Origin of the sequence: Oenococcus sp., from assembly GCF_047725585.1 — a bacterium.
In the GTDB taxonomy this organism is placed as follows: Bacteria; Bacillota; Bacilli; order Lactobacillales; family Lactobacillaceae; genus Oenococcus; species Oenococcus kitaharae_A.
The window spans coordinates 154665-181189 of sequence record NZ_JBDNNF010000001.1 but is presented as its reverse complement, the minus strand read 5'-3'; the positions used below and the strand labels follow the sequence as shown (position 1 = coordinate 181189).

Sequence of the window (26525 nt, the reverse complement as noted above, 5' to 3'; positions counted from 1 at the left end):
GACGTAAATAATTTGAGTCGTTATTTATTGATAAGATTGAGAGTATAAGATGAATAATGAATTGAGTGTGAGTTTAGTTAAAAAAAATACAATTGATGCCGGTACTCATGTAGGTTTTTCCGCGTTCCAGAAAATGATTTATATGTTTTTTTGTGTTGTGTTGCTTGTGACTTGTAACTCAGTGTATTGGGTCTCTGTCAATACACGTAATAGTCAGGTTATAACTCTTATCTTGTTTTTACTGTTAATTGTTATTTCTCTAAATTCAATCGTAAGTACAATACACAAACGAATAAATTTAGCACCTTTCGTTTATTTTATTTTTTTGTGGTTGATTATGGTGATTCCCTTTGTCCTAATGAATGTTGCATCTGGCTTCTTTCATGTGAGACAGGGCCTGCTCTTTATTTTTTTCCCTTTATTAGCCGCTTTGTTTATTAATTCGTTGCTTCAAGAAGGAAATTTGCTCGACTTTGTCTCTTTGATGGTTAAAGCGATAGTAGCAATTGCGTGTCTGTCCTTAGTAATGTGGGTCATTGCCTTGATAGGCAATCGCTGGACAGGCAGTACAATGATTGACTGGGGGCAAATCAGATATACACCTAGTCTGCTGGGTATTCAGTTTCAAACACAAAGCGTGAACCTAGCTAATATGACTCTTCTGCGAAATACCTCTTTTTTTGCTGAAGCGCCTATGTACTCTTTTGTTTTAACGATTGGGCTATTGCTAAAACTGTTTGTCGTAGACAAAAGAGTTAAAGTTGATTCCCAAAACATTATTTTTGTTATCACGATTCTTTCAACCTTTTCATCTACTGGGATCATCGTTGGTACGATTGCTTATGCAGCCAGTTATGTTGTTGATAAAGGAAACAAAGCGTTATTATTTTTTGTTTTAGCAGTACCGGTGGTAGCTTTCTTTGTATATTGGATATTGAGAACAAAATCTCAAAATGATACATATGATTCTGTATCAACGCGTTTAGAAGATCTTCAAGTTGGATTCAATGCTTGGAGAAGTAAACCTCTTTTTGGTGATGGACTAGATAATTCTGATGCACTTATCAGTAGAATGAGCTATAGCCGAACCATGTTGGGTGGCAATTCGGGTTTTTCATCGGGGCTATTTAATATTTTAGCTGGTGGCGGTATTTACCAATTTGCATTTAGTTTTTTAATTCCGTTGATAAGAGTCATTTGGTCCAAAAACAACCAAAACATATTATTCTTTCTTTTCTTTATGGTTCTGATGGTTTTTACGATGTCTGATAGTTCTTTCTTGTTCTTTTTCATTGTTACCCTGGCTTATTTTCTGCCAGTAGCTTATACAGGCTAAATTGACAAGACTATTTCAGAACTGCTTTTGTAGTGTTGCAATTTATGATGTTCTTGGGAAAACTATTAGTAGATAAAGAAAACAGTATGTCCAGGTTTCTCATAAAAAGATAGAACTTATCGAAATATTGTTGCTAAAAATAATGGACCATATGAATGGAAGATTGAGGAATTTATTTAAATGAAGAAAATTATTATCACTATTACCTCCTTGATTGCTGTTGCTGTGATCGCTGTCATTGGTATCGGCGGTTATGCTGTCTGGACCACTCATGGTGCCATTCAAAAGATGCATCAGCCCAGTACGGCGATTAAAAAGACAGATCGGGTCGACACCTTAAGCCGGCATAACAAACCGATTGCGATTCTGTTATTAGGAACAGATACAGGTGCTTTAGATCGTAACTATAAGGGCCGGACTGATTCGATGATGATTGCCGTGATTAATCCGCAAAAACAACAGACGCTTTTAATGAGCCTGCAGCGCGATACACCCATTTATGTCAATGGCCAGATGGTCAAGTTGAATGCCGCTTATGCCTACGGCTCAGCTGATTCCTCGATTCAACAGGTCGAAAAACTCGTGAACATCAAATTTAATGGTTATGCTTTGATTAACATGGGCGGCTTGGAGTCGATTGCTAATTCGATTGGCGGTGTCGATATTACTTCTAATCTAACTTTCACAGAAGATAATATTTCCTTTACTAAAGGAGAAACTTATCCTAACTTAAGAGGAACCAGGTTATTGATGTATGTGCGCGAACGGCATTTTGATCCACAAGGCGACTACGGTCGTCAGATGCGTCAGCAGCAGGTCATGCAGGCTATTTTAGCCAAGGCGCGTCGGCATGTTAGTACCATCTTTAACCAAGGATTCATCAATGCTCTGTCATCCAATATCTTAACGGATATGTCCTGGAATAGTTTTAGCGGTCTGGCAACAAAATATCGCGCTGCTTTAAATAACATTCAGTCAGACCAGATGCGCGGGACTGGTGCCATGATCGGTGGTCAATCGATGCAGTTAATGAGTCAGTCTGAAAAAGACCGTGTCCATAATGAATTGGAGAATGCCTTAAAGTAACTTGATGATCTTTTGCTAAACTGTTTCTTTAAAATAATTATCTATATGTGAGTGGCGATTGCCTCTCTTTTTTTATTTAAATTAATAGCTGCAAAGTTGGCGCAAACTGCGTGTTTTGGACTATTTATCGAAAACCAAGAATTAGAATTTGATTATGATTCCAGATGTAAAAAGTAACCACAGATGGGACCATATTTTTGGTAACAGTAACTTACATGATAGGAAATGGTTTTTGATCTTCATTTAGGACTTAAAACTAGTTATAAAGATTTTTATAGATATTTAGATAAGCAAATTGATGAAGGCAGATTTCATGATAATTGTCTAATCAAAGATGGCGATTTTATATCTATAGTCTTTGTTTTAATTTGTATATACCCAACTTTAATTATTAAAATGGGTAGTCATGGCTTGAATTGTTGCCATTATTTAAATTCTAAAGTCCCGTCTTTTAAAAATTCTCCACAAAATATACTTAACAGGTAAATAGTATCCAAAAGCTTTTCGGTTAGTAAATGTATTCGTCTTAAAGTATAAATGCCCAGTATATCTTAAGCGTTGAAACAGTGGCGAATGATTATTGGCTATAGCTGCAGTGATACTCGAACCGGAAAAATCCTCCATTTCGCTATATCCCTTAGTGGTTATTGAAAAAGTACGTAGATGACTAGTCTCCGAAATAAAATTCTGGAAGTGTCTTTTCTGAAAATGTAGATAGCCGTATTCATGTTTAAATATATTTTTGTTTCGGTGATATGAGTAATATGCGTGTCCGGCATGCCAGACATAACAACTTTTTTTATTTGTGAATCGCTTATCATTTGAATTAAGATCTAGATTTTCAAATAAAATATCTCCGGCTAAATCAACATTATGGTAAACATCTAACTGATACTGCTGATAAATAGTATCTAATCCTGGGCCCTCATCAAAGTGACATATTTTATCAGTTTGCGAGATAACATCCTTAAATAAATTAATCCGTTTTTCATTTTCTGAAATTGGCAATAAGTAACGTTTATTAGCAATTGCACTGTTCCGAATAATAGTCAGATGTCCAAGTTCACCAATTTTTTCAACATGCTGGCCAATGCCAGCTTTAATATATTTCATTAGGTCGCCATAAACGACATCCATATCCGAATATCCCCAATAATCGTAACCAGTGAGGAAATCTGAAAATATCTGGCCGTATAGAGGCCTGTAGTCACAAAGCTTATAACCGTTTGTCAAGTTAATCGATTTCAGTTTCGTAATCTTGATAATTCTCTCTTTTATTTGTTTCAAGGAACTTTTTATAAAAGTGACATTACTGGGAGCAAATGTTTCATATTCAGTGTCTTGGTCAATGAATATTTTCCAATCTATCTCTGGGTTATAAGAACAACTCAATAAAAAAGTTTTAGTATTTTTAGGCAATTTCCCCATATAAGGAATTACAATGGCAACTTTGTTCAATAGAAGCCCCTTTCTCAAACCAACTCTATCTAGTATAAATGAATAAATTTGAATAATATTACAAACTAATGGGGATTTTTAAATCTAGTAAATCCAGTCAGTACACGATATGATTTTTTTGTTTTGATTAGCTTGGAGCGAAGAAGACTTCATTCTATTTATAGAAAAAGATTTTCAGGGGGCACAAAGATCAAAGAACAGTTAAGAGCAAATTTAGTTAAGATTATAGCTAAAATTCGAACAGGTTATTTATCATAAGGCGAACTTCGCTGGAAGCAGCAGGGGGGGCAACATCGTTTTACACAAGCCGTACGTTTGAAAGGTGTCTTATGGGGTACTATCACCAGCAATATCTTTGTTAACTCTTGGTGGGAGCCCATGATCATTTTCCGGAATAAGCGGCATGGCATTTGGCGTAAATATACAGGAAATTACTTAGATATGTTATTGTTGGGCACACTGCTACTGGCGGTACAAATTTTTTCTATCAATGCTCAGTTCGCTAAGGTCGGTGTGCTGGAACTACTGTTCAAAATTATTTGGTTCGCATTATCAATGCTTCTTGTTGTCATGATCATGAGCTGGGGTGCTCATATATCTCCGGTTAAATTGATTAAAGAGAGAATGGGTAGGTAATTAAGCAGATCAAAAGCAAGTTTTGGCGCGACCAATAAAATCATGAGATTAGTGCTTAGGATAGGCGCTTGAATGCTGATATGTAAGGCTTTCAACGTAATTCGTATCTTAATTGTGGCTAATTTTGGTAATCATATGATGCGGTTCTAGGTTGTGAAGAATGACTAAATCTATACCAGCGATCAGCTTTGGTGTTTTTTACTAAGAACACTACAATTAAAGCATGCCGAAAAAAACCGATGATAAAACTAGTTCGAAAACTTGGTTCTGTATTTTGCTGATTGTTTTCGGAATTATTTTGATCATCATGTATTATCCCAAATTTCTCTTAAGGCAACCAATGAATTGGATGAATCTTGGAATTGTTTTCCTCTTTTTAGGAAGCACGTTTTTGGTCTATAAAGAAGGGGATCTTATCAAGAGATTCAAGGCTATTAAGAAAAAACAGTTTATCAATTTTGAAGTTTATGTTGCTTTGGCTTTTCTCGTTTTATCTGCCGTATTTGCATATATTTTGATTAAATCGACATCACACAATCATCTTGCGGATGTTTATGGCCCTCTTTTTACTGGGACCGGAACCATCTTTAGTGTTTTTATGGCCCTTTATCTTCATGACCGTTCCGTGGTTGAAGGAGAAGAAGAGAAAGAAAGGGAAAGCCAAAAATTAAAAGAGGGAAAAGAAAAAGAGAAAAAGCGAAACAGCCTTCCTAGGTGGCTAATGCCACAGGTTAATAAAGAAATTTTTTTGTTATCTAACAGGGGAGCGGTATCTTACGTTGATAGCGTTAGGTATTTTTATTATATTTCTCGAGATGATGGTTCGAATACACGCAAATTTCCTCAAGATGATCAGTCTGATAATTTTCTGGGTAATAATGGGATCGTTTTTTCTGGAGAAATATACAATTTGGATAAACTCAATGGAATTAGGCGCATCAGCAACAGTGATGGAGCGGATTTCCTTATTATTAGTTCCATTTCTGAATACCGGCAACAAACGATTTTTATTGAAGGACACGGTATTAGTGCGGGGCATTTTCTATTAACGAATAATCATTTGGAGATTTATTCAGCTCCTGAAGAAATTATGACAAATCAAAGTAAGAAGGACGAATATACCAGGTTAGCTCTGGAATGTTGTTCAAAATTTAGTGATTTTGATACTTTGAAAGATAATTAATTTTTATCCAATATACATCTGTTCATTATTACTCATAGATCTGGTTAACAAGGTTTGCAGAATATTTCCAAAGGGTCCCGATTTTTTTGTAGTGTGTTGATGCATCCGACTGTTCCTGTATACTAAAAGAATTGGTTTACATCTCTAAGCATTGTTTACCTCCATTGAAAGAAGGACATACTTACTATGAAATTTAACATGACTTTTGTTTTTGCAATCGTGACAGCAGCAACGGCTATTATTGGCATCTTCATATCGTGATGGCAAATACGTAATAGCAATAAGCAGTTCTCTTTGAGAGCTCGGAGCTGAATCTTGCAACCGCAGTTAGTATTTTCATAAAAAAGTATTGCTGAGGATGGGCTGTCCTTCGAAGTCAAGGATTCGTTCTATAGTGAGATTAACCAATCCAAACTTGATCGCTGTTTCAAAAAAATTGCTAATCACAGGGGGTATCCAGTCCTATCAGCTTCTAGACGAATTGTGGCCTGTTCAAAGCATTATCAATAATAATGGTTTTTGGATTCACATAAAAACCGCTGTATTCTCATACAACGGTTTTGCGGCACCTGTTGTCCATAAACATGCTCACTCAAGTAGTTTGTTGCAAAAGTTTGAGTGATATGGCACATGATGATTGGAATAGTTTTTAAATTATCAGTTTATGAAGCACGTGCCGCATGCTGTTTGGAATCTGCATTGTGCTGCCCGTAGTAGGCATTTTGACCATGTTTACGATCATAATGCTTGTCCAATAGGTACTGGGGGACATGACTATCGTTATGCGTTAGCGTCAGGGCGTGATAATCCATTTCGGCCACGACTTCTAAGACTTTGGCGTTATAAACCGCTTTAGCTGGCGTCGCTCCCCAAGTAAAGGGACCATGCTGGGCCACTAAGACAGCCGGCATAGCCTGCGGATCTAATCCTCGGTCTTGAAAGGTTTTGACAATCACTTTGCCTGTGTTTGCTTCATAGGCTGCCTCAATTTCTTCTTTACTTAAAGCTTCAGAGACCGGCACATCACCATAAAAGGTATCTGCCTGGGTCGTCCCTAAAGCCGGAATATCCATCTTGGCTTGTGCAAAGGCCACAGCCCAGGGACTATGTGTGTGCACGATGCCGCCAATGGCCGGAAAGGCATTATATAAGACCGTGTGAGTCGGTGTATCTGAAGAAGGGTTTAAATCTCCTTCGACGACTTCGCCTTTTAAGTTCACGACAACCATATCCTCAGGCTTTAATTGGTCATAATCTACACCAGAAGGCTTGATCACAAACAAGCCTTTCTTACGATCAATACCCGAAACATTCCCCCAAGTGAAGGTGACAAGGCCCAGCTTAGGCAGCTGCATATTCGCTTCATAGACTTCTTCTTTTAAGTCTTCAAGCATGGCTAACCTCCTTTCGATTAGTGACGCAGATTAAGATTTGACAATCTTAGCGATTCTATCTAATACTTCGTCTGCCCCAACACCGGTTAAGAGCGATATGCCATTGATAATGGGAATTTGAACATTGTCACTTTCATATTGTGAGGTAACCAAGACAGCATCGTATTCAGGAGCGTTGGACTCAATCTCACCAACTGAACCTTGACCGATTTTATAGTCATCCTCAGGAATGTTCCGTTCGTCTAATCCTTCTTTGAGTTTATTAATAGCGATTGTGCTAGTGACAACGCCAGAGCCGCAAGCAACAAAGATCTTTTTCATGAGTTATATCCTCCAAATTTCGTTATATTAAATCGTTCCTTTAGCATTTTCTGATTGTGTTTCTGCTGCAACGGTTGCTGCTTTTTCGCCTTCGATAATCTTCTTTCGATTCCAAAGAGCCAGCCCGACGCATAAAATTGTGCCAAAGATATAGACTAGAATTTTGAATTGTGCAATGTGAACAAAAATCCAAGGGAAAGGATTAGAGCCATAATCAATACTACTGATTAAAGATGATCCCTTTGGAATGGAGAATTTAGCAGCACGTGCCGCGTTGGTAATGAGTGGTGCTAAATTAGTCCCAATCCATAGTCCTAGCACGACATTGACTGCACCAATGATAAAGGAGCGGAAGAAATCGCCATGGCACACTGCTACGATTAATGGGAACATGAAGACAAATCCGACTAGCCCGATCGTTGGCAGGAACTGATTACCCGGTAGGATAAAGGCAAAGAGTAAAGCAACTGGAATCATCAGAGAAGCACAAGCTAATACGACCGGACTTCCGATACCTACAGCAGTATCCATTCCGATATAAATTTTTCTTTTTCCAGAAAATTTCTTTTGGGTGAATTTCTGAATCGCACCCGATACAGGAACAACACCTTGGAGGAGCAGGGCAGCCATTTTTGGGGTAATGATCATCACAGCTGATAATGTGACACCCATCAGCATAATTCTGCCCAGCTTATCAGGAATGGACAGCGCTGGGGCAGCAACATAGGCTAACGTACCAATCGCACATCCGATAATGAAACCTAATAATGTTGGTTCACCCCAAGCGCCAAATTTTTTGTTGAAACCCTTGGCATCAAGATGAATTTTATTTATGCCGGGTATTTTTTCAAGAACCCAATTCATAACAAGAGCAATCGGGACGAAAGAACCCGCATAGCCATGGGGAATGGAGATACCTGGCAGCCCCAGATATTTCTCGGACAGAGGGGCTGTTCGATCCGCGATGACCATAATGATGACCATATTCATCGATGCACAGAAAAGACTGAATGTAATGTCTCGTGTCAATGCAAATACCAATGAACCGGAAAATGCGAAGTGCCAGAAGTCCCAGATATCGACATCAATTGTCGAGGTTGTCTTGGAAATCAGCATTAAGATATTGATTAAGATTCCAAGAGGAATAATGCTTACGCCAACGGCTGTTCCGTAAGCAATCGCACTAGCTGATGGCCAGCCAACATCGATGACTTTAAGATTCATGTGCATAATTTTAATCATGTTTTGAATAGCTGGGTTCATGACGCTGGTTAAAATGGAAACAGTTGCGTTTAAACCGATGAATCCAATACCGACCATGAGGCCGCCGCGTAAGGCTTTTGTAAATGGTACTCGGACAGCCAAGCCAAAGATCAACATGACAATCGGGATCATCACAGTTGGCCCCAGACTGACTATGTACATAATGAAATTAACAATTTCTTTCATTGATAAACACCATCTTTCCTTCTATAAAAGAGTTACAAGTTTTTCATAAATTTTTTCTGAATCATGTTCACTAGATAAAAACTTTAAAAGAGTTTCATCTTGGAAAATAGACATGAGTTTTTCAAGTGTTTTAACTTGGCCATGTGGTTCTGCAATTGCTAACATCATCACGACCGACACTTTTAAGGCTTCCTTGTTGGCAGCCATATTTTGAAATTCAATTGGATGCTCTAAATTTGCAAAGGCAATAGCCGACTGATTAACATACTGAGCATCGGTGTGTGGAATAGCTACCTTGATAATCCCTGTAGGCAAACCAGTTGGATATGTTTGTTCTCTCTTTTCAATCGCATTTTTAAAGGTGCTCTTGACATTGCCACGGCTGTATAATTTATTCGCCAAAAAATCAATCAAGCTGGTTTTGTCATCTGCTTCAATATTGGTGAAAATTAGATTAGAGTCTATTAACGTCAATTTTTATCTCCTTTTCTTTTACTTTTATTAATCGATATATAGATTCTGTATCTGAGGCAGAAATAATTTTACTAACTAGGTCATCGTCACTTGCTATTGACGTCAGTTGCTCAATCGCGCGCAAATGTTTCTTTGTATTTAGGATGGCAATTGGTACGATAATACTGATATTTTGTCCAGTTGGGAATTTGACGGCCCGTTTGAAAACACTGAAACCAAAGCCGTCTTGTATAATGCCATGGCCAGCTGTCGTATGAGGGATAGCTATCCGTGAACCCAGAAAACTATAGTTGCTTTTAGATTCCGTATTTTCCAAAATAGTATCTAAATAGTCCTGATTCACAATACCGCTTTTTTGCAGTGGCTCTGTGGCAAGTCGTACAGCATCGCGCCAGTCAACTTTTTTATCTATCAGACGGACAAGTTGTGGGGAAATATACATAGATAAATCTGGAAGTTCTTTTTGAATACCGGCAGTAGGTTGTTCCGCTGAAAGCCATTGTTTTAAATCATCCTTAAGACCCGAAATGTCAACGGACTCTGTATGCTTGCGAACAATTTGTGTAATTTGGTCTAAAGCAAGTTCCATATTCTTGAGACCGAAATCATTCAACACTCTATACCGTAATCTCATAGCATCCGCAGAAGAGGAGACTGGCTGTATGACGTACTGTCTGGCCCTAGTTTTGAGCGGAACAGTCGTAAAGACTAAATCATAATCGGCAGAGAACGTTTCAAAATCTCGTACGGAAGTTGCTGATAAGAAAGTAATTTCAGGGAATAAATGAACCAAATTTTGAAACATAAGTTTGGATACAATGACACCGTTCGTGCAGACAACTGCAGCTTTTGGTTTAACCACCGATAGACTTTTCGCATTTTCTAAATCACCACCAAAATAAAAGACGATTAGCTTAACTTCTTCTTCTGGAAATTTTTTTCCTGCGATTTTTTCGAGAGGAGAAATGATTTTTCTAATACTGGAAGTTAAAAATTCATATTGAGGTCCCTCGATGGAAATTCGAGAGGTATCAATGTCGCTAAGGTGTAAACCATATTTGACCCGATAAACGGCTGGTCTCAAATGAGCAAGCAGGCGTTTCTCAAATTCTTCATGATTCTGAATTTTAACGAGTGTTTTTTGCTCAAAAGCAGCTACCATCTGGGTAATAGCTTGTAGAACAGTATAATCAGAGAAAGAAAACTCACCCTTAATCGTATTAGCGGAAAGAAATAAGATGGAAATCCACTCTATATCTGATTGTGATTGAACCCAACTCGGATCAATTAATTGAGAAATTGTTCTGAATTCTTTCGTGTCGGAAATCTGATTGAAAAAATATTTAGTATTTTGCACGCGTCCTGACCGATTTCTGGCTATGTTCATAAGTAATGAATAGATTAGATACCTAAATGCATTGTCAGAATAAGAGCTGCCAATTGTATGTTCCATTTGTCGAACGAAGTGAATCATTTCATCGATAGAAATGGTAGATAAGCGATTGACTATCTGAGAACTGTCAGTATATTTTTCCAGACTAGAAATTGTTTCATTGATTAATGACCGCTGTACTAATTCTTCTCCGTCTATCCAGTAACCATCCTGCCAGCTATTTTTTAATTCGAGATGACGGTTGCTTAAAAGATTTTTAACGTTTCTCATATCTTTGGCAGCGGTAGCTTGGCTGACGCTTAACAGATGGTAGATGTTAATCAAGGACAAGGGACCCGGGGCAGTTAAAATATATAGAATGATAATCATGGAACGTTGCTGTTCCGTGTGATAGACATATTTTTGCTGCGGTAGCTTTTTGTCTTCGACAAGATAATTAGCTATTTCACTTGGTGCAGAAATTGTCCCAAGGGGTGTGCGTTGTATGCGAGGCAAGTTAGCGTACGCCAGTTCTTTGTTGATTTGAGTAATAGAGTAAGATAACTGGCGCCTTGTTAGGTGGAATTTATCTTCCAATTCTTTGCTTCTTAAACCTGGATTTTTAATAATCTCTGTAAGAATTGCAGTATCTCTATCATTCAAAAGAATTCCTCCTTGGGACAACTTCATTGTATTTTTAAATTAGTACAAAATGTATGCGCTTTCTTACAATTTTTGTGCAGCACGAGTCAAATAAATGTCCTTGAATATAAATCTGGCAGATCGTGCCTGGCTTGAATATTGCAGCTGGAGCCGGAATGTTAATAGGCAGCCTGAGATGAGCATTTTTCTTCAAGTTTAATTTTAGAAAGTTTATGTGAAACGAGATAAGAAAGTTCAGCGGGTTTATATGGTTGGTCCCAAGGGGATTTCTGCATACTGTGGGACATTTTCTTTGTTTTGGATAATGCCCTAATCATGTTCTGGTATTACTTCTCAGTGGGGTGCAATTGAGGGATCTTGATTTGCCTAATAGTTGGTGATCGATGTAAAACCTCATCAATGAATGGCGTTTTTTAATGTATACTTCTTTTTAAGTTAATAAATTATGGAGAGCACGATGGACGAAGAAGAGGACCAGTTCCTACCTGAGATTGTTTCAAAAGCGATTAAATTACCAGGAGTCAAGGTAGATCGGAGAGCCTTTTTGGCGAAGACTTTCAATCATCTGAAGGGCGCGGAATTGGCACAACTTGTGGATCAGGGCCCGCAGAGCCTGTATAAAGCCAAGGATCTGATTAAGATCGCTAATCGCGTGGTGCTGAATGATACGGAGAAAAGTACGGTTTTCTCTTTTGCCGCGGGATTGCCATCTAATCCTGTGATTATGGCTGGCAGCGCAACGGCGGATATTCTGCAGTATTTTGCCTTTGCTGTCCGCATGGCCCAAGAGGTGGCTTATGTGTTTGGCCGGCCGAGCATTTTTAATGAAGATGGTGCTTTGACTGAAGCTGGCGAACGAGAAGTGATGCTGTATTTAGGTGCCATGCTCGGGGTGGCTGCAGCTAATTCAGGCTTGATGCTTGTTTCCCGTGGGCTGGGCGCGACTGCCGGCAAAAAAATGCTGCAGGCGGCTTTGACAAAAACATTCTGGTATCCGTTGATGAAAAAAATTGGCACTGCCATCGGTGTACAGGTTACTAAAAAGACCGCTTCCAGCTTAGTCACCAAGACGGTTCCCATTATTGGCGGCATCGCGTCCGGCGGTCTGACTTTCTTGACCTTCCGTCCAACGGGCAAGAGGCTGATCAAGGTCTTCTCCGAGACATTGCAGGCCGATGACCAGCAGATTATTGAAGCACAGAACGTGGTGGTGTCTGTGGAGTGAGCGGGGGGGTTGGCTGGCTGGGGTTGGCGGTTTTTTGATGTAAATGCCTTATGAAAACGGCACAGATGAATTTTTCAAAAAAATGTGGGAACTAAAATACCCTTATTATGTGAGCGTGTTCGGCTTAAATAATAAGGGTATTTTGATTTCCGAGGAGTTATATTTTAACTGTTGGAAACACAATTATAGGAAAGATTTGTAAGGCAGATTGATCGGATAAGTATATTTGTCTTTAAACCCTCTTTCGTGATAATAGACTAATTTATCTTTATCATCTGGGAAGGTGAATTTTCCTCCGGGCAGCCATGAGAAAGGATGGAATTGATAATTAAATTTGTCCTTTCTGAGCTGCCAAAGTTTCTGGACTTCAAAAGGATCGCCAAGCATATTGGTCCAAACGTCCCAGTGCAGCGGAATAATAACCTTTGTATTAAGATTTTCCGCTGTCCTTAGTACATCAATAGAGGTCATCTTGTCTTGAATGCCAATAGGGTTTTCGCCATAAGCAACGATAGCCACATCAATATCAAAATCTTGCCCATGTTTTGCAAAGTAAGATGAAAAATGCGAATCACCAGCATCGTATATCGTACCGGCGCTTGTCTTAATCACATAATTGACCGATCTCAGGTCCATATCCGGTACTTCTGTATCGGCTGGTATTTCCTCATTATCCGGGTCAGTAATCAAAACAGATCGGTCAAAGGAATCAGTCACATCTATTTCAACATCCTTAATGTGCAGCACATCTCCCGGTTTGACCACTTTGCATCTTGCTTTGGGAACGCCCCAGTTGATCCATTGATCGACAACATATTTGGGGCCAATAAAAGGGATAGGATTCTTGACATTTTTCAGAATCGCAGCGGCAACATTGATGTCGATATGGTCATGATGAAAATGTGTGACCAAGTAGGCGTCCAAATTATGGATAGCAAAAGGGTTGATAACCATTGGCTGTGCTCGTAGATTGGGTTGGATCTCTCTGCCACCAGTTAATCGAGACCACTGATGTCTAGGCGACATTTTTGCTTTGTCGTGTGTTGTTTTACCGGTACCGCACCAGAGATCAATGGCTAAATTAGTTTGATGATCAGATTTAATCCAAAGACCCATATTTACTAACCACCACATAGCAAATTTGTTTTTCGCAACGGTGGTTCTGTCAATTTCTTCGTTTAGCCACGTACCCCATTCCGGAAACACTTCATTAATCCAAGTTTGTTCAGTAATTTGGTTAATGTTTCTTTCTGTCATTTACCTTCTAATTCCTCCATTTTTGGATCCAAGTGTGCTTTAATATCGGCTTTGTCAACAAAATTTGTTAGGACGATGGTTTTTTCCTTGAGGTCTTCAGGAAACTCATCTGCTAATTCTCTAGTAGTGACATAAATATCAGCTGGTGCACTGGTAATACTGCCGAGATCGACAGTATCTACCGTGACATCACTTTTATCTTCGTCAGAAAGGATGCTTTCAATATTCATTTTTGCGATAATACTAGAACCAACTCCTAAACCACATACGGCAACGATTTTCATAATGATATTCTCCTTAATTTTTTAGAATCCTACAATCACACCACGAACTAATTTCAAAAGATACATAATCGGCATCCACACGACGGCATAGTCGATATTGGACCAGGTTAAACCACTACCGTAGACTGCACCGGTCAGTGGGTAGAACAAGATGACAGCGGCTGATGAGATAATACCGGTTACTAAGCCGGCTGCGATAGCACCACGCCAGCCGCCAGCTTTGTTTCCAAAGACTCCCATGACATTGCCATCAAAATACATAATGATCGGACTTGGAAAGACTATGACAGGCGAACGAAAAATAATAGTAGCGATAGTCACTAAGATACAACCGACAGTTGAGCCCAAGAACCCGAACATGCCGCCCATAGGGGAGTATGGGAAAATGGTTGGTGCGTCAAGTGCTGGGATAGCGCCGGGCAGAAATTTATCAGAAATACCTTTGAAGGCTGGCACGATTGAGTTGATAAACATCCTGACGCCTTGAAGCAAAACGACGATGCCAGCCGTGAATGTGAATCCTTCGAGAATTAACCAAATGATCCAATTGGTCGAACCGGCACCAGTACCAGCTAGTGCTTGGATGCCTTTTTGTCCAACAGCTAATCCGATACCAATGAAAATGATCGGCATCAAGAAGAACAAAACGATTGTATTGTCACGGAACATTGAAGCCCATTTTGGCAGTTTCATGTTGTCGGCATCTTGTTCAGGTTTTGTACTGCCAAACCATTTGCCGATGAAATGAGCAATGATCGAACCCACTTGATCCATGAAGCCTAATGTTGAGACATCATGCATCCAAGGACGAGCTAAGACTCTTGTAATGGCTGGTGAGTAGGTATAATACGCTGCGTTTAAAATGGTACCGACTACAATTGTCCAAAAACTATTTGTTTTTAAGACGATTGGCAGGGTCACATTCATAAAAGCTGCATGGTAGAGCATAAGATGGGCTGTCAGGTAGGCGTTTTTGAATACTTGATGGCGTGCCAATCTCACTAGCAGCAAGTGCAGAAAGAATGCCAAAAGAAAAGTAATGACAGTATTCTTAGCGATTGTGCCAAATCTTAGAACCACGCCGAATACAGCGTCGTTAGTTGGCAAAACGCCTCTGACGTGCAGCGTCTGGTTTAGCTTCGTGACGACTGGCGAGAGTGAACTGATCAGTATACCAGCCCCTGAAGACAGAACAGTCAAACCTATGATTGTTTTAACGGTTCCATCGATTACTTGAGGAAACTTCTTTTTTTGTAAAAGTAATCCTATTAAAGCAATCAGACCAAGAAAAATGGTTTCATTGCTGAGGACTTGATAGACAAGAAAATTGATTATTTTCATGTTAAAAATCTCCGTTTATTTGTTGCGCAACTTTCGTTGCTTCATCTGATGTGGTCATTTGACGCAAAGAGGTTAAATTCTTTGGATCATTAAGAAATGACACCAGTTTTTGCAAGAGAGCTAAATGATCAACATTGTTAATCGAAGCGAGAATTACAATTAAATCCACTGGGTCATTATCTTTGTTGCCGAATTTAACCGCTTCATCCAAAGTTGTAATCGAAAATCCTGTCTTTTTTACCGCACTGGATGGCCGGGCATGGCCAAGTGCTAAGCCAGGTGAAATGACAATATAAGGCCCTAATTTATTGACAGAATCAATCATGTTCTGCACGTACTCTGTTGTAATGTATCCCCCTGCTAATAGTGGTTTAGCTGCTAATTGAAGAGCCGATTGCCAATCTTCGGCATGTTTCTTTAGTTGTATTTGATCAGGTAATAATCTTGGAATAACTTCCATTTCTCCTCCAATGCGTCTATGATATGAAAAAATAAGTCATAAAATGTATAATTTAATTGATTCATTTTTTCATTTATTATTATAAACGAAAACGCTTTCATTGCAATGATAAAATGTTCTCCTGGAGGATTGAAATGGAACTGAGTATTGTTAAAAGAATCAAAAGCATTTATCCAAAATTAAGCTCAGGCCAAAAAAAGATCGCAGATTATTTGGCTCTTGCCAACAATGAGATTCCTGTAAATGTGAGTTCTTTTTCTGCAGCGAGCGGCGTTTCAATATCGACGATTTCCCGTTTTATTCGTCGCCTGGGTTATACGGACTTTGCGCAATTCAAATGGGATTTTACCAATCAAATTAACTCAAAGAATTTATCTGATGTTTCGATTAGCGAGGGTGACAGCCCAATGATGGTGGCCAAGAAGACTTTCGACGAAAACATTGCCACACTTAACGGAACTTTTAATTTGATGAAAGAAAAGGATCTTAGCAAAGCAACGGACATGATCGTAAAATCCAATAAACTCGCTTTTTTTGGATTGGGTGGGTCCAACATTGTGGCTTTGGATGCCTATCACAAATTTTTACGAGTGCCTCTAACTTTGATTTATGATACGGAGTATCATATGGCTTTGATGCAGACGACCCGGTTAACAGATCAAGATTGTGCTGTGATTATTTCTCATACCGGTAATGATTCCGACACATTGGAATTAGGGGAATCATTAGCGGAACGCCATGTTCCAATGATCGTTATTACAAGCTTTCCGAGTTCACCACTAGCGGCATTCGGGCAGGTCTGTTTTTTCTCGGTGTCTGAAGATTTCCAATTCCGATCCGAGGCCTTAATTTCTCTGACTTCCCAACTGGCTATAAATGATTGTCTCTATATGCTGGTCGCCCAGCGCTTCGGTCATTCTGCCGATCGGATTCTCCAAGGCATTCGATCAACGATATTAAAAAAGCATACTTCTTGATTTGTGGTATTGCCGCGTTTGGTGGGCTAAACTGTAAATTTCGGATAAGTTCAGTACGGCTAAAAAATAAGCTCCGGCGGGCCTATCCTTTAATCTATGAATAGTATTTTTATTAGTTAAAGGATGATATTCCAATTCTGCGAAAAGACTCTTTTTAAGATAAGTGTCGCAGAGAAGTTGAAAAGCAGAGCCACCCAATTGATTTATTTTATTTTCTATGTCTAGCAATCTGCTCATATCAACATCACCTTCAAATTATTAATTATTTTCAGTTTTGAACTACTTGGCATGCAACGATTTCTACTGTTTTGTTTCATCAATACTCATAATTTGAATCATTTTAATTAAAAACCATCGCATCATTGCGATGGTTTTTATGTACGTAAGAACATCTAGTCAGATCGCCACTCGCACTAACAAACAATTTTAGTTTAGTTTGCTGACAAAAGCGATTGGCTAAATGAAAACGGTTACAATTTAAGTACCTATACTGGAAAAGTGAAAGGGGGTTAAAAATTTGCTTGAGCAGAGACCTCTATCCTTATTGGTTACGATTCTGACGAATCCTGATACGACTTCAACGCAGCTTGAGGACAAGTTTAATTTATCTCATCGTCAGCTGAATTACGCAATTTCTAAGATTAATCTGATTTTGAGACATCAGCAGCTTGAGCCGCTGAAAAAATTGCGTACTGGTCGTTTTGAATTAAAGCCGCAAAGCCGAGAATACTTGATTGGGCATGTGGGGCCTTTGCCTGCAACTGCAATAAATAATTTACATCGCAAAAGCGATAAATTAGATTATTTTGATGAACTCACTCGAGTCAAGATCATTTTCATTTTATTAGCCAGCCATCCCTCCGGACTCAGACTTCATGATATTACGGATTTTTTGAAGGTCAGCAGTAATACTTTTCTAAAAGATATTCGTCAAGCAAGCAAGACCCTTCAAGAAGAAAAAATTGAAATCACGCATTCTAGAAAATTCGGATATCAGATAGCGGGACAAGAATTTCAGATTCTTGGACATCTTTCTCAAACTGTTCGAGACGTGCTGGCTGACTCAGAGGGTGAAATTATCCTGGATCAAATACCAGGAATTGAAAAGTCGCGTACTTTAAATTTAGTTTCGACGATGGAACGATCATTGGTTATCTCGTACTCTGATACAGCTTTTAAGTTACTGACTAATTTATTACGTTTTGTACTTGCTCACATGGAACATGGTGAATCTGATGATAGTTTGCCAAAGAATGTTGAAGTAACAGAATCTCGAGAATACACATTTTTAAAAAATACATTTTCTCGACAATCTTGGCATATCAACTCGCAAGCTTTTATTGAATGGCTGGCTTTGGCTTTTCTTTCAGCGAACACCATACAAAATGAATCTTTGACCAGCAGGCCGGCACTCATCGAAGCTGTTCAGCAAATGCTGAATGCTTTTCAAAATAAGACGTATATCGTGATCCAAAATCATAGTGATTTTGTTAGAAGATTAACGGAGCATATGCTGCCGGCTATTTATCGAACCAAATATGGCTTGAAATTAAATGATATTAATTTTGAAAAACTGATTGAAGATCCTACTCAAAACGATTATCTCATGAATGTAGTCCGAGACAGTGTTGGGCCGGTAGAAAAATTGATCGGCAAAAAACTACCGAAAGATGAACTTCAATTGATCGCTTTTTATTTGGGATCGGAATTGGGTAATTACACAGATCGTGTCACATTAATCAAGAAAAAAGCTGCTGTTGTGTGCGCAAACGGCCTGGTCTTCGCACGTTTGATGATCAATATGCTGAGAGATGTTTTTCCAGAAATTAATTTCGTATCTGCTACTTCGGTGCGCAGATTTAATGAGTACCAATCTGATTACGACTTAGTTTTTACAACGACTTTGTTGAACACTGAGATTCCACAATACATTGTCAACCCGGTTTTGACACCGGAAGAAAGATCCAGGTTACGGTTCAGAGTCTTGACGGATATTTATCCGCAGAGTACGGACAGGGATGTTAAACAGATTTTGAAAATGGTTCATGAAAATGCTGATAATGTCGACGAATCTGCGCTTAAAAAAACTTTAACTGATTATTTTTTGAACTATTCAAACTATTCAGCACCTCACCAGCAAAGATTCAAGACATTGCCTGCTATCTCCTCTTATGTACAGCCGAATTTTATTCAGATAGCACGATCACCGCTTTCCTGGATAGATGCCATCAAAATGGCGTGCCGCCCATTAGTTAATGGACAAATCATTCAAGCAGCATATGTAGATCAATTAATTAAACAAACAAGAAATGATAATAACTCAACTTATTTAAAAAATGTGATTGCTATTCCCCATACAGTACCTGAATATGGCGCACTTGGAGATGGCTTTGGATTCCTTGTTGCTCAAGACCATTTTGATTTTCCGGGTTGTTCAACGATAAAAATCGTCGTGCCGATCGCGATCGTCCACACGGATATGCATTTGCGGGCAGTCAATCAATTGGTTGCATTATCAGGGAATAAAGGCCTGTTGAATGAAATTACAAATGCAGGTTCTGAACTCAAGATTTTTCAAATATTGAATAAGCTTTTATAAAAAAGGAGGACAAAGTGGATATAAATGATTATCCGAAAATTACGACTATTATGCGTGGCTACACATATGACCAAGCACTTACAGTCATTAAAGTATTAGCAAGCTTCCACCGCCGAGTTGGCGTTGAAGTGACAACAAACAATCCAGACTATTTACGCATCATACGTGACGGCAACAATCAATTCGGAACACTAGTCAGCATCGGCGTAGGCACAATTTTGAATGTGAAACAGGCCTCTGATGCTATTGAAGCCGGAGCACAATTTATGCTAGGGCCTATCTCGTTTGATGCTGTTACTTTTCAACTTGCGCGACAAAAACATGTATTAACTATACCCGCTGCCATGACGCCAACCGAGGTCGTCAATCAATTTCGATTAGGAGCAGATATCGTTAAGATTTTCCCGGCCATAACAGTTGGATCAAAATTTTTTAGACAGATACAAGGCCCCTTGGGAACGCTGCGTTTGATGGCAGTTGGTGGTTTAAATATTAATAACGCTGCAGAATTCTTTGAGAATGGTGCTAGTTATTTGGGGATCGGCTCAGGCATGTTTGAACGTAAAGATATTCAAGGTAAGAATGAGCAAGGTATTGGCCTATCTGTTCGTAATTTTCTCGGGAAGGTACCGAAATAAGTGGTGGATGAATATGGTTTTAAATTTGATTGATACATCGGATATCTTCATTAACAAAAAATATTCAGACCCGCAAGAATATTTTGAAGATATGTATAATCACTTGTTCCCAGAAGGCAAAGTGAAGGAGCAATTTTTGGGTAATATCCTTCAGCGCGAGCAGAAATATCCCACAGGTCTCGATACTGGAGCGATTAAAGTGGCGATTCCACATACTGATTTTACGAATTCTAATGTGACACAACTTGTTGTAACTACTTTCCAAGAACCAGTTATTTTTCACCAAATGGATGATTTTGATAAGACGATTCCTGTGAATTTAGCGATTATGATCTTATTCAACAATGCTGAAAAACAACCTGAAATGCTGCAATATATTATGAAAATTGTTCAAAGCCAGCAAAATTTGCAGGCTATTCTGAACGAAACAGATACGGAAAAAATGAAAACATTGTTTAAAGAGTTTGGGGGTTTATATCATGAATAATAAAAAAACTGTCATTGTTTGCTGTGCTTCTTCTATGATCACATCAACTGTTGCCGCTGGCAAGGTACGTGAAGTCGCTGCCGACAACGGATTACCAGAACCTAATATTATTCAATGCAAGTTTTCTGAAGTCGAAGGAGAACTATCAACGAATAAAGTTGATTTCATTGTGCCAACAGGAAAATTGGATGAGACAGTCACACATGGTGTGAAAACGATTAGTGGCACACCTTTCGTTACTGGTGTTAATGAAGATCAAGCCGAAGCAAAAATTCTTGAGGCACTCAAGGCGTAATTTTATTGAGAACAATAATAAGAGGTGAAAGAAATGCAAATTGTTGTTGATGCACTAAATTGGATTAGCCAACTTGGGCCAATGGTCATGATGCCGCTCATTATCTTCGTTCTGGGCTTGATATTCAGAGTGAAGATGAATGTGCTGATTAAATCTGCTTTAACTACCGGTGTTGGGTTCGCCGGTGTCACAATTGTGATTAATTGGTTCGTTGCACAAGTTGGACCATCAGTACATTCAATGGTGGCGCATTGGGGAATTCAGACATCCATTATGGATGTTGGCTGGCCAGCTCGCGCCGCGGCAACCTGGGCTTTTCCACTGGCGGCAGTCGTTGTCTTTGTTGTATTGGGAGTAAACGCATTAATGCTGGTTACTAAACTCACTAATACGGTTATGGTAGATTTTTGGAGTTATAACCACTATATCTTCACTGGTGCTTTAGTTTGGTATCTAACAAAAAATGCCTGGATTTCCTTAATAGTTGCTGGTTTGGATGCCGCTGTGAGTTTCAAGTTAGCTGATTGGACTGCACCATTAGCTCAAAAATATTTTGGTCTAGAAGGTATATCGTTTCCAACGGCTAATTCCGTGGGCTGGGCACCAATTGCTTGGTTACTGAACAAATTATGGGATATTATTCCTGGTATTAATAAGATTGACGCACGACCAGAAAAAATTCAGAAACGATTTGGATTTGTTGGTGAACCATTATTCATGGGTTTTATTATTGGACTAGCAATTGGGCTGCTGGCTCAAGAACCGTTTGGTACGGTACTTGTTATTGGCATGAGCACGGCTGCAACGATGGTATTAACACCAAAAATGATGCAAATTTTGATGCAAGGATTAATTCCGTTTGCAAATTCTGTTAAGCAGCTATTGAATAAACGTTTTCCAGGAAATAAATTTACGATCGGTGTCGATGCGGCGCTTACGATTGCTAATTCGTCAGCCATCGCCTGCGGTATTATTATGGTCCCAATCACATTAATTATTGCTGCTGTTTTGCCGGGGAATAAGCTGCTGCCAATTTCTGATATTGCTTATCAGGCAATGTGGCTATCTGCATGGCCGGTCGCGTTTGGAAAGGGGAACGTATTTCGTGGAATTCTGTCCACCATCATCATTACGTGTGGTGTTCTTTGGATTGCAACAGCCCTTGCACCGGTTCATACACAATTAGCACTCGCAGGTGGATTTAAATTGACTAAGGGAATGAGTATGGTTTCAACTGAGGATGCAGGCACACATATTATGTCCTTTATCTGGTATGAGATTGTAAATTTCTTTAAAGCCATTATTCCGGGAATTTGATTTTTTAAATTTTAGTGTAGGAAAGAAGATTTAATTTTATGAAGATTTCAGATGTGATTGTTTACAAAGTTAAGCCTCGTTGGATTTTTGTCAAAGTGATGACTGACGAAGGCATTTCTGGTTGGGGCGAGATGATCTCCGGCACCAAAACAGAAACAGTTGTCAGTGGTGCTTATGAGATTGGCCGTACACTGATTGGCCGAGATCCCAATCAGATTGAAAAGCTTTGGCAGGAAATGCACCGTTCCTTTTTCCGAGGCGGCCCAATTAATGGCACGATTATTTCTGGACTAGAGATGGCGCTTTGGGATATTAAGGGCAAAGCGCTCGGTGTGCCAGTCTATGAACTGCTCGGCGGTCCGGCTCGCGATAAGATTCGCGTGTATTCCTGGATTGGCGGCGATCGTCCTAGCGATGTGGCTGAACAAGCTAAGAAACGCGTGGATCTCGGTTTTACAGCGATTAAAATGAACGCAACATCTGAATTGCATTATATTGATTCTTATAACAAGATGACGGCTGTGGTAGATCGTGTTAAATCTATCCGAGATGCCGTTGGGGATGCTTTAGAGATTGGGATTGATTTTCATGGCCGTGTTCATCGCCCAATGGCCAAAGTCTTGGCTAAGGCTCTGGAGCCCTACCATCCCATGTTTCTTGAAGAGGTGGTGCTGCCAGAAAATTGGGATTCTTTTGACGATATTGCACGCGAGGTCTCAATTCCTCTTGCCACTGGGGAGCGCTTGTATACACGCTGGCAATTTAAAGAACTATTTAATCAAGGGGCAATCGATATTGTTCAACCGGATGTAGCTATGTGCGGCGGCATCCTTGAGGCAAGAAAAATTGCCGCCATGGCCGAAGCTTATGATATGGCCGTGGCACCACACGCACCCTATGGCCCTGTGGCCTTGGCTGCCACTCTGCAGCTGGATGCCTGCACACCGAATGTCTTTATTCAGGAACAAAGTCTGGGGATTCATTATAATCAAGGATTTGATCTGCTTGATTTTGTTAAAAATAAAGAAATCTTTCAATATAAAGATAGTTATGTGGAACTCCCTACAGGCCCGGGGCTTGGTATTGATATGGATGAAGACAAAATTAAAGAAGTTGCTCAAGAAGGACTTGTTTGGACCAACCCTAAATGGAAGAACTATGACGGCACAATAGCTGAGTGGTAAGGGCGCAGGAGCGAGATTATGATTAACACAGTACAGGGGAAAATTAAAGATGACGCGCTAGGTGTTACTTATATTCATGAACATCTTTACGTCTATCCTGATGCTTTGCCTGAGCATGAAGATTACACATTAGATAATCTTGACAAGAATGTGTCTGAGGCAATTTCGTTTAAAAATGCTGGTGGCAGTACATTAGTTGATTTAACGCCAATTAATTACGGCCGTAGCCCTATGCTTCTTCGTAAAATTGCACAAGCCGCTAATGTCAATATAATTTGCGTGACAGGTTTCCATAAGGAACAGTTCCAGCCAAAGTGGTTAGCGGCTATGTCTGGCCAAGCACTCTACCAGTTTCTTGTCAACGAAATTGAAAATGGTATTGGTGGTGACCATATATTGCCAGGGGCTATGAAACTTGGTACAAGTTTGAATGAAATTACGAAGGCTGAAAGCAGACTTATTGACGTTGAAGGACAAGTACAACGAGATACTCATATTCCAATTATCACGCATTGCGACGGTGGAACTATGGGATTAGAGCAGTTGCAAGGCCTGAAAAAAGCCGGGGCTGATTTAACTCATGTGTGTTTGAGCCATGTAGATTTGGCGGAAGATGTCGATTATATTGAACATATTTGTGACACCGGCGCCAGTGTCAGTTTTGATCATATTGGGCGTCACCTAGAAGATCATGATGCATTGCGAGTATCAATGATTGCTCAGCTAGTCGCTGATGGATTTGCTGATCACATATGCTTGGCTGGTGATATGGGAAGAAAAAAATATTTGATTGCTTATGGTGGCCAGCCAGGCTTACGTTATATCCTGACCGATCTCAAAACAGCGTTATTGGATAAAATTTCAGAATCAGATTATCAGAAGATGATTACAAGCAATCCAGCTCGGATTCTTGTGAGCTAATTTTTATTTCAATTCATATGATTCATTTCTAATTCATAAACCAGAGATGATTAACTCTCTGGTTTTTGTTTTGTTTGATAAACGTATCACTGTGGGTACCAATCTAATAATTTCACGCCTTTTTCCAAATCTCGCCGAATTTGGTTTCGTAGGGAAATCATGTGATAGCTTATATGCTATCATCAAGTTTGACGAGAGTTCAATTTATTTTCGACAAAAACTCAGAGGGACGTTCGGACTTTGCCGATTTCTTGGATTCTCTACCCAAGAATGAAAGAATCAAACTAGTTTCTGTAATCAAAAAGATTCAAGAAGTTGGATTGCAAGAGGCTTTTAAAATGCAATGGGCAGCCAAATTAGAAGACAATTTATATGAAATTCGTACAAGAATTGGGAAAGAGTATTTGAGAGGCATCTATTTTCATTTCGAGGCAAACCAATATGTGATCACGCATGGCTTTAAAAAGGAAAGCGATAAAACACCCTCTAAAGAATTAGAGAAAGGTAGACAGAGACGGGATAGATTTATGGAAAATAATAATTAACTGATTTCACAAAGGAGAATAGGCATGCCAAAAAGAGTTATTGATAACATTGATGAATACATTGCAGAAAGAGAAAGTCAAGAACCCGGATTCAAACAAGCTATTCAAAAAGAGAGCCAAAGGTTAGATCTTGCGATTAAAATAAGAAATTTAAGAGAACAAGCGGGCCTCAGCCAAAGAGAACTAGCTGAAAGATTAGGAAAACCGCAGTCAACGATTGCCAGAATTGAGAGCGGAAACGTCAATCCTTCCTTTGGAACTATTGAAGAAATAGCTAATAATTTAGGGAAGCGTCTCCAAATCAGATTTGTATGAATGCTTACGGTTGTTGGTTCCTGTACTTCACCAGTGTTGAACAGGACAATATGCCAGGCACTTTTATTGTTGCCACTTCAATCCCTGTGTAGAAGGCCAGTTTCTTGAACAAAAATGATCAACAATGATGAGAAAAGAGTGGATATGAACGAACATTTAGGAACGTTAAAAATTCCATATGTACTCATGGCAGATGTTTCTTTTTTGAAAAATCAATTGAACATTTCTTATCACGGGCTTGCAATCTTAAGTGGCGTTAGTATGAGTACGTTGAAACGCCTGAATAGTTTTGCGTATACTGGTGAGCCTAATGACAAGACGCAGAAAATAATAAATGATTTGCAAGATTTTAAAGGTGTAAAAAAATATTATAAATGCAGTCGCAAAACACGATACTCTTTTCGAGATCGAGAGCATCTAGAGAGCTATATGAAAGATCACGAATTTGTATTGAGAGAACCTCAGATAGAAAAGATCTCCAATACCAGCTATATTCAATTAAATGATGTAACAAATGAATATTTGGATCTCCATCCTTCGGCTACAGCGGAGCAGATATTTGGGGCTAAAGTTAATATTAATTACGCAATTGATGATATAAACCACATCATTACTCTGGCCAATCGAAATGAGTTCAAACTAGATTCCTGGTATCAGCTTGTCATAAAAGCAGATTTCATAATTGATGCGGTGGACAAATTTTTATTCAAATATGTACGGGAACTATTAGGAGATTGTAATCTCTCTTTTAAATCCGCCATCACTTTAGATGAGGCAGATACCATTGAGTATTTTCGTTTGATTAGAAGTCTGACTCTGGCTCATCCTATGGGAACCACAAGTTTTCCTAAATTTGGATTTACAAAAGAAACAGGACGATGGTTAGAAGATACTCAACTTTCTAGCAGTTTCAGATTGGATACTTCTCATCATCACAGTGATGTAGTTTTAGCTTTAAATCGGCAAGGTGAACTGACGCATTGGCACGATGTTTTTTTGGAACGAGATATCTTATGGCCGGTCAAAATTGCTTTGAAGTCTCTAGATAAATTGTCACTAGCCCTTTCTGAAGAATTAAATAAAACTATCAAATTATTGCAAACAACAAAAATTCATTTACCAACCGCATTAAATAAAAAGTATTTTGAGATCCTTTTAGAAGAAACTGAAAAAAGATTTCCAAGGAGAGTGGAAAGAAATGAAGACAGTAGTGGTCAAAAATATATTTCTTAGGATCTAGAACAGACGTACGGATTGCTCACATTTCTCAAGACTCATTCTAATCCAAAGACTGATCTTTTCCGAACG

At 39.2% G+C, this 26525-nt stretch carries 26 protein-coding genes; 16 read left to right on the top strand and 10 right to left on the bottom strand.

Features of this window, described 5'->3' with window-relative positions; translation table 11 throughout:
- The first annotated feature begins 49 nt into the window (after window positions 1-49).
- Together ABF487_RS00845 and ABF487_RS00840 are read left to right on the top strand one after the other, a co-directional pair.
- The gene (locus ABF487_RS00845; protein ID WP_415634230.1) at window positions 50-1336 is read left to right on the top strand and encodes an O-antigen ligase family protein; all 1287 of its coding nucleotides are present in this window, start codon (window positions 50-52) and stop codon (window positions 1334-1336) included.
- Between the two features lie 180 nt (window positions 1337-1516).
- Window positions 1517-2422 (top strand): LCP family protein, encoded by a 906-nt coding sequence (locus tag ABF487_RS00840; RefSeq protein WP_415634229.1) that lies wholly within the window; start codon window positions 1517-1519, stop codon window positions 2420-2422.
- A 429-nt stretch (window positions 2423-2851) separates the two neighbouring features.
- Here the strand turns inward: ABF487_RS00840 and ABF487_RS00835 are convergent, their stop codons facing one another.
- Window positions 2852-3880 carry a DUF6625 family protein gene (locus ABF487_RS00835; protein ID WP_415634228.1) on the bottom strand — a complete coding sequence of 343 codons (1029 nt, stop codon included), beginning with the start codon at window positions 3878-3880 and terminating at the stop codon, window positions 2852-2854.
- A 378-nt stretch (window positions 3881-4258) separates the two neighbouring features.
- Between ABF487_RS00835 and ABF487_RS00830 the strand changes: the two genes are divergently transcribed.
- Both ABF487_RS00830 and ABF487_RS00825 read left to right on the top strand, forming a co-directional pair.
- On the top strand, window positions 4259-4516 hold the full coding sequence (locus ABF487_RS00830) for a hypothetical protein (protein WP_415634227.1): 258 nt from the start codon (window positions 4259-4261) through the stop codon (window positions 4514-4516).
- A gap of 223 nt (window positions 4517-4739) precedes the next feature.
- Window positions 4740-5699, top strand: coding sequence for a hypothetical protein (locus ABF487_RS00825; RefSeq protein WP_415634226.1), 960 nt, complete (start codon window positions 4740-4742; stop codon window positions 5697-5699).
- Window positions 5700-6361: 662 nt separating this feature from the next.
- Here the strand turns inward: ABF487_RS00825 and ABF487_RS00820 are convergent.
- The 5 genes from ABF487_RS00820 to ABF487_RS00800 are packed head-to-tail and all read right to left on the bottom strand — an operon-like array spanning window position 6362 to window position 11372.
- Window positions 6362-7093, bottom strand: coding sequence for an L-ribulose-5-phosphate 4-epimerase (locus ABF487_RS00820; RefSeq protein WP_415634225.1), 732 nt, complete (start codon window positions 7091-7093; stop codon window positions 6362-6364).
- Window positions 7094-7123: 30 nt separating this feature from the next.
- Complete coding sequence (locus tag ABF487_RS00815; protein WP_415633998.1) at window positions 7124-7414, bottom strand: PTS sugar transporter subunit IIB; 291 nt, start codon at window positions 7412-7414, stop codon at window positions 7124-7126.
- Between the two features lie 27 nt (window positions 7415-7441).
- Complete coding sequence (locus ABF487_RS00810) at window positions 7442-8863, bottom strand: PTS galactitol transporter subunit IIC (RefSeq protein WP_415634224.1); 1422 nt, start codon at window positions 8861-8863, stop codon at window positions 7442-7444.
- A gap of 21 nt (window positions 8864-8884) precedes the next feature.
- Window positions 8885-9337: a PTS sugar transporter subunit IIA gene (locus ABF487_RS00805; RefSeq protein ID WP_415634223.1), complete on the bottom strand. Its 453-nt coding sequence runs from the start codon at window positions 9335-9337 to the stop codon at window positions 8885-8887.
- Window positions 9318-11372: a BglG family transcription antiterminator gene (locus ABF487_RS00800; protein ID WP_415634222.1), complete on the bottom strand. Its 2055-nt coding sequence runs from the start codon at window positions 11370-11372 to the stop codon at window positions 9318-9320. Before ABF487_RS00800 ends, ABF487_RS00805 begins: the two co-directional genes overlap by 20 nt.
- Window positions 11373-11829: 457 nt before the next feature.
- Between ABF487_RS00800 and ABF487_RS00795 the strand changes: the two genes are divergently transcribed.
- The gene (locus tag ABF487_RS00795) at window positions 11830-12597 is read left to right on the top strand and encodes a hypothetical protein (RefSeq protein WP_415634221.1); all 768 of its coding nucleotides are present in this window, start codon (window positions 11830-11832) and stop codon (window positions 12595-12597) included.
- Between the two features lie 183 nt (window positions 12598-12780).
- On the opposite strand, the gene ulaG is transcribed toward ABF487_RS00795, so the two are convergent.
- Genes ulaG through ABF487_RS00775 form a run of 4 tightly spaced genes read right to left on the bottom strand, consistent with a single transcriptional unit; the run spans window position 12781 to window position 15939 of the window.
- A complete protein-coding gene (gene ulaG / locus ABF487_RS00790; protein ID WP_415634220.1) occupies window positions 12781-13854 on the bottom strand; it encodes an L-ascorbate 6-phosphate lactonase in 1074 nt (357 codons plus the stop codon).
- On the bottom strand, window positions 13851-14138 hold the full coding sequence (locus ABF487_RS00785; protein WP_415634219.1) for a PTS sugar transporter subunit IIB: 288 nt from the start codon (window positions 14136-14138) through the stop codon (window positions 13851-13853). Before ABF487_RS00785 ends, ulaG begins: the two co-directional genes overlap by 4 nt.
- 21 nt (window positions 14139-14159) lie before the next feature.
- Entirely contained in the window at window positions 14160-15479 is a 1320-nt protein-coding gene (locus tag ABF487_RS00780; RefSeq protein WP_415634218.1) for a PTS transporter subunit IIC, read from the bottom strand.
- Between the two features lies 1 nt (window position 15480).
- Complete coding sequence (locus tag ABF487_RS00775) at window positions 15481-15939, bottom strand: PTS sugar transporter subunit IIA (protein ID WP_415634217.1); 459 nt, start codon at window positions 15937-15939, stop codon at window positions 15481-15483.
- A gap of 134 nt (window positions 15940-16073) precedes the next feature.
- On the opposite strand from ABF487_RS00775, the gene ABF487_RS00770 reads away from it, so the two are divergent.
- The 11 genes from ABF487_RS00770 to ABF487_RS00720 all read left to right on the top strand — a co-directional run bounded on the left by ABF487_RS00770 (window position 16074) and on the right by ABF487_RS00720 (window position 26450).
- The gene (locus ABF487_RS00770; protein WP_415634216.1) at window positions 16074-16916 is read left to right on the top strand and encodes a MurR/RpiR family transcriptional regulator; all 843 of its coding nucleotides are present in this window, start codon (window positions 16074-16076) and stop codon (window positions 16914-16916) included.
- Between the two features lie 517 nt (window positions 16917-17433).
- Entirely contained in the window at window positions 17434-19515 is a 2082-nt protein-coding gene (locus ABF487_RS00765) for a BglG family transcription antiterminator (RefSeq protein WP_415634215.1), read from the top strand.
- 14 nt (window positions 19516-19529) lie between these two features.
- The gene (locus ABF487_RS00760; RefSeq protein ID WP_415634214.1) at window positions 19530-20153 is read left to right on the top strand and encodes a bifunctional 4-hydroxy-2-oxoglutarate aldolase/2-dehydro-3-deoxy-phosphogluconate aldolase; all 624 of its coding nucleotides are present in this window, start codon (window positions 19530-19532) and stop codon (window positions 20151-20153) included.
- Window positions 20154-20166: 13 nt separating this feature from the next.
- Window positions 20167-20640: a PTS sugar transporter subunit IIA gene (locus tag ABF487_RS00755; RefSeq protein ID WP_415634213.1), complete on the top strand. Its 474-nt coding sequence runs from the start codon at window positions 20167-20169 to the stop codon at window positions 20638-20640.
- Complete coding sequence (locus ABF487_RS00750) at window positions 20633-20935, top strand: PTS sugar transporter subunit IIB (protein ID WP_415634212.1); 303 nt, start codon at window positions 20633-20635, stop codon at window positions 20933-20935. Before ABF487_RS00755 ends, ABF487_RS00750 begins: the two co-directional genes overlap by 8 nt.
- A 33-nt stretch (window positions 20936-20968) precedes the next feature.
- Window positions 20969-22252: a PTS galactitol transporter subunit IIC gene (locus tag ABF487_RS00745; RefSeq protein ID WP_415634211.1), complete on the top strand. Its 1284-nt coding sequence runs from the start codon at window positions 20969-20971 to the stop codon at window positions 22250-22252.
- A gap of 38 nt (window positions 22253-22290) precedes the next feature.
- Entirely contained in the window at window positions 22291-23436 is a 1146-nt protein-coding gene (gene dgoD / locus ABF487_RS00740) for a galactonate dehydratase (RefSeq protein ID WP_415634210.1), read from the top strand.
- 18 nt (window positions 23437-23454) lie between these two features.
- Window positions 23455-24357: a phosphotriesterase gene (locus ABF487_RS00735; RefSeq protein ID WP_415634209.1), complete on the top strand. Its 903-nt coding sequence runs from the start codon at window positions 23455-23457 to the stop codon at window positions 24355-24357.
- 188 nt (window positions 24358-24545) lie between these two features.
- On the top strand, window positions 24546-24902 hold the full coding sequence (locus ABF487_RS00730) for a type II toxin-antitoxin system RelE/ParE family toxin (protein ID WP_415634208.1): 357 nt from the start codon (window positions 24546-24548) through the stop codon (window positions 24900-24902).
- Between the two features lie 24 nt (window positions 24903-24926).
- A complete protein-coding gene (locus ABF487_RS00725; protein WP_415634207.1) occupies window positions 24927-25217 on the top strand; it encodes a helix-turn-helix domain-containing protein in 291 nt (96 codons plus the stop codon).
- Between the two features lie 144 nt (window positions 25218-25361).
- Complete coding sequence (locus ABF487_RS00720) at window positions 25362-26450, top strand: hypothetical protein (protein ID WP_415634206.1); 1089 nt, start codon at window positions 25362-25364, stop codon at window positions 26448-26450.
- Window positions 26451-26525 lie beyond the last annotated feature (75 nt).